Annotated in this window: 2 protein-coding genes; both read left to right on the forward strand. The window is 65.1% G+C overall.

What is annotated here, in order from left to right:
• Positions 1-147 precede the first annotated feature (147 nt).
• Positions 148-3,495, forward strand: coding sequence for a TonB-dependent receptor domain-containing protein (locus ACILQR_RS15375; RefSeq protein ID WP_395652260.1), 3,348 nt, complete (start codon positions 148-150; stop codon positions 3,493-3,495).
• A 346-nt stretch (positions 3,496-3,841) separates the two neighbouring features.
• Positions 3,842-5,404: cell division protein FtsZ (gene ftsZ / locus ACILQR_RS15380; RefSeq protein ID WP_395652261.1), on the forward strand; the 1,563-nt coding region annotated here is incomplete at its 3' end.

The following is a 5,404-nucleotide window of genomic DNA, read 5'->3' on the forward strand; positions in this document are numbered from 1 at the left end:
GTGACCCGATTGTAACATCCAGACCGAAGTGTGGCCGCAAAGCGGTCGCAATGGTTGCGACCCCGCCATTTTCCTCTAATCCCGACAGCAGCGCGTGGTCCAACTCTCCGGGGCCACGATTCTGTTTTTAACGTTGGGGCCTCCAAAATGCTTTTGAAGCGCAAGTATCTCTTCGGCACGACGATCATCGCGGGCATGATCGCCGCCTCGGCTCCGGCCTTCGCCCAGACGGCCCCGGCCGCTCAGGATGAAGAGACCCAGGTCGAAGAAGTCGTCGTCACCGGATCGCGTATCCGTCGCGACCCGACCACGGCCCCGACGCCGCTGATCCAGGTCACGCAGGACCAACTGCTGCAGACCGGCCTGTCGACCGTGATCGACTATCTGGCCACCATCCCGGCCCTGTCGAACTCGGTCGTGCCTTCGGACACCACGGGCTCGGGCCTGAACGACGGTGGTCTGTCGCTGCCGAACCTGCGCTCGCTGGGCACCGGCCGTACCCTGACCCTGGTTGACGGTCGCCGTCACGTCGGTTCGCAGGCCGGGTCGCTGGCCGTCGACATCGACACCATTCCCCGCCTGCTGATCCAGAACATCGAGATCGTCACCGGCGGTGCCTCGTCGGTCTACGGCGCTGACGCCGTCTCCGGCGTGCTGAACTTCGTGCTGCGCAAGGACTTCGAAGGCCTCGAAGTCGACGCCAACTACGCCTGGATCAACCAGGACGGCCAGGAATCGAAGCGCATCTCGGCCGTCATCGGCCAGAACTTCTTCGACGACCGCCTGAACCTGTACGCCCACGCCGAATACGAAGAGATCGACGAAGTTCTGTCGACCGACATCGACTGGCTGCGCCGCTCGCCGACCCTGTTCGGCCTCGACGCCGATCCGACTTCGGCGCTCATCGGCCCCAACGACGACGGCAAGATTGACAACCTCATCATCTCGTCGAACGAACTGCGTCGTCTCGATCGCCCGCGGTGGGGTTCGCTGACGATCGCGAACAACCAGCCGGCCAGCCCGCTCAACGAGCCCAATGTGCCGATCCAGACCTGCTCGGCCTACAACGCCGCTGCCTGCTATTCGGTCGACCCGGCCAAGACCTACTGGTTCGACGGCACGACCGCTCGCCTGGCCAACTTCGGCCAGCGCGTCGGCAACACCGGTGCCAGCCGGCCGTTCACGATCGGCGGCGACGGCGAGTCGCCCGTCCTGTTCGCCACCGAGAACCGCATCCCGTCCTCGGAATCGCAGCGTTATCAGGTCGGCGGCACCTTCGCCGTCACCGACAGCATCAACCTGTACGCTGAAGCCAAATACATCACCGAGAGCACGATCGACGCGTCTCAGCCGACGTTCTTCGACATCTATCTGGCCGATATCGACGCGGCGAACACCTCGAACCTGATCCTGGGCACCTCGTCGTTCCGGATGCGCTATTCGGACAACGCCTTCCTGCCGGCCAACGTCAAGGCGGCCATGGCGGCCAATACGGTCGTGACCTACAATGCTCCGACCAACACGACCGGCGGCACTCCGACCGGTGCAACGACCGCTCGCGCCTGGGCCGACCACCGGATGTTCGGTCCCCAGCGTTTCCAGGACAACCAGCGTGACCTGCAACGCTACGTCGTCGCCATGAACGGCTCTTACGACAGCGTCCTGTTCGTCAAGAACTTCGACTGGGATCTGTCCTACACCTACGGCAAGGTCGAGAACACCAACCAGGAAAACGGTGTCGACGTCCTGCGCTTCGCCCTGGCTGCGGACTCGGTCATCGACACGGCCGGCGTCCTCGGAACTCCGGGGGCTGCTGTCTGTCGTTCACGTCTGCTGACGGCCCAGAACCCTGCCATCAACCTGCCCGACTACGCTTCGCCGGTGGGTGACTTCCTCAACTCGACGCCGGAAGCCCGGGCTGCGGTGTCCGAGTGCCAGGCGTTGAACGTCTTCGGTGCCGGCAACCAGAGCGAAGCCGCCCTCGACTACGTCAAGGCCTTCATCACCGTCGAGGAAATGAACGAGCAGCAGGACGCCATCGCTTCGGTGTCCGGCCAGCTGTGGGACTTCTGGGGTGCCGGCGCCATCGGCGTCGCCCTGGGTGCGGAATATCGCAAGGAAACCACCTCGGGTGTCGGCCGTTCGGCCACCACCGGAAACCGTGCCCTGTTCCTGAACACCGGTGCCGACTTCCCGGAAGCCTCCTACGACTCGCAGGAAGCCTTCGCCGAACTGTCGATCCCGCTGATCCGCGACAGCTTCCTGGGTGAATACGCCGAACTGAGCGGTTCGTACCGCTACGCCGACTACTCCACCGTCGGCGAAACCGAAGTCTACGGCATCAACTTCGTCTATCGCCCGGTCAGCGACATCGCGTTCAAGACCAGCTTCAACTCCTCGATCCGGGTTCCGTCGCTGGGCGAGAACTTCTCGCCGCAGAGCCAGACCTTCTCGAATGCCTTCTCCGACCCCTGCGATACGCGCAACATCACGGCGGCCACGCTCGCGGCCGATATCCGCGCCAACCGTATCGCCAACTGCACCACGCTGGCCGCGGCCAAGGGTCTGGCCTACGACTTCGCCGGGACCACGGCGAGCCCGGACGACGACTACAACCCGCTGTACGCATCGGGCGTCGCCGGGGTGAACGGCGGCAACCCGTTCCTTCAGCCTGAAGAGTCGGACTCCTTCACCTTCTCGACCGTGTTCCAGCCCCGGTTCATCCCGAACCTGGACCTGGTGCTCGACTACTACGAGATCGAGATCACCAATGTGATCGCGGCGGTGACGGCCCCGGCTGCAGCCTCCAACTGCGTCAGCGGTCCGGCCCTGAACACCGCAGCCTGCGCGACCATCTTCCGCAACAACCCGGCTGCGGCCGGCACGACGGCGGTTCTCCGCTCCGAGGCCTTCAAGGTCGGCGCCCCCAATGGCGATCCGATCGGCGGCTTCATCCAGGGCTCGGTGAACTTCGCCAAGCGCACCGTTCGCGGCCTGGACTTCACGGCGCGCTACTCGTTCGACACCGAGGAAATGCTGGGTCGCAACTGGGGTCAGTTCAACTACTCGCTGAACGGTTCCTGGCTGATTGAGCAGAAGTTCTTCACCGATATCGCCAACCCCGGCGCCTTCACCGAGAACTCCTCGCTGCTGTTCTACCCGCGCGTTCGCTTCACCTCGACCCTGCAATGGGCGCCGACCGACACCGTGACGGTCAGCTGGATCGCCGACTGGCAGTCGTCGCAAGACATCAGCCAGCTGCGGACCCTGATCCTCAACCTGGACACCCAGCCCCTGGCCTATCGCGAAAGCGGCAACTTCGTCCGTAACGACTTCAACGTCCGTTACGACCTGACGGATGACGTCACCCTGCGCGCCGGCGTCACCAACGTCTTCGACGCCGAGCAGGCGCCGTGGCTGGGCACGACCCTCTACTCGAACTTCGACCCCTACGGTCGTCGCTTCAACGTCGGTCTGAACTGGCGCGTCTGGTAGGACTTCACGTCCCAAGGATACGGAAAGGGCGGCTCTCACGAGCCGCCCTTTTTCGTTGACTGGTCGGTTTGATCGTCCGTGGGCGGTCCGGTTTCGGTCGGGCGTCCGGGCGAATCCGGATCGGACTGAAATCTGTGGATGATGCAGACGCTGGCGGACCTGTGGGCGCCTATCCTCCGGTCAAGGTTAACCTTTTTGGTGGACCCGAGTCCGACTCACGATATTCGGTAACCTTCCCTTAACGGTGATGGGTGTTTCCTTAACGCGCCCATTAACCATCGTGATTCGGCGGGGCGGATCGTGGTGGCCGCTAAGGGGGCAGGGTCGGAAAAAAGGTCGGAAACGTATGTCACTCTCGCTGGTGCGCCCAACAGCCACGGAACTGAAGCCCAGAATCGTCGTCTTCGGCGTGGGCGGAGCGGGCGGTAACGCCGTCAACAACATGATCGACGCCGGCCTTGAAGGGGTCGAGTTCGTCGTCGCCAACACCGACGCCCAGCATCTGAGCTTCGCCAAGACCGATCGCCGGATCCAGCTGGGCGAGACCATCACCCAGGGGCTCGGCGCCGGCGCCCATCCCGAGGTCGGCATGAACGCCGCCGAGGAATCGGCCGACGAAATCCACGCGCACCTCGAAGGCGCGCACATGATCTTCATCACCGCCGGCATGGGCGGCGGCACCGGCACGGGCGCTGCGCCCATCATCGCCAAATGTGCGCGCGACCGTGGCATCCTGACCGTTGGCGTGGTGACCAAACCCTTCACCTTCGAGGGCCGTCACCGCATGCGTCTGGCCGATGCGGGCATCGCCGAGCTGCAACGCTATGTCGACACCCTGATCGTCATTCCGAACCAGAACCTGTTCCGCGTCGCCAATGAACGCACCACCTTCGCCGACGCCTTCGCGATGGCCGACCAGGTTCTGCACTCGGGCGTCCGCTCGATCACCGACCTGATGATCCTGCCCGGCCTGATCAACCTCGACTTCGCCGATGTTCGCGCCGTCATGTCCGAAATGGGCAAGGCGATGATGGGCACCGGCGAGGCGACCGGCGACGACCGCGCCCTGCTGGCGGCCCAGAACGCCATCGCCAACCCGCTGCTGGACGAGACCTCGCTGAAGGGCGCCAAGGCCGTGCTGGTCAACATCACCGGCGGTCTGGACATGACCCTGCTGGAAGTCGACGAGGCCGCCAACGCCATCTCGGCCGAGGTGGACGGCGACGCCAACATCATCTTCGGCGCCGCGTTCGACCCGGCCCTGGACGGCAAGATCCGCGTCTCGGTCGTCGCGACCGGCATGGATGAGGTCGCCGCCTCCAAGATCGAGCCCGCCGGCAATGCGTTTGACGCCCGCCGTCCGGCCCAACCGGTCCGGCAGGAGCCGATCCATCGCGAGCCCGTCCGCCAGGAAACGGTCCGTCCGGAGCCCGTCCACGCCGCCGCTCCGACACCGGCGCCCGAGCCTCGCATCACCGCCGAACTGCCGCCGGTGACCCCGACCTTCCACGCCCAGGCCGCAGCCGTGACGGAACCCGTCATCGCCCGCGCGCCGGAGCCAGTGATCCACGTCGCCGAGGAACGCACCCTGGAGCCCATCGTCGATCCGTGGGTCGAGGCGTTCGAGGCCGACCGCGGCCGCGCGCCCGCCCAACCGGCGAAACAGGCCGCTACCAACCAGGGCGACCTCTATATGGGCAAGGCCGCCGAGGCGCCCGCCGCCTATGACGACCGCAGCGATCACCGTCGCTCGGGCTGGAGCCTGTTCGGCAAGAAGATCCGCACCCAGCCGATGAGCTATGCCGCGCCTGCCCCGCAGATGCGCCAGAACACGTCCGCCCAGCCTGCGCCCGAGCTTTCGGCCGAAGAAGACGACCTCGAAATCCCGTCCTTCCTGCGTCGCCTCGCC

Source organism: Brevundimonas sp. (assembly GCF_044239655.1).
Lineage (GTDB): Bacteria > Pseudomonadota > Alphaproteobacteria > Caulobacterales > Caulobacteraceae > Brevundimonas.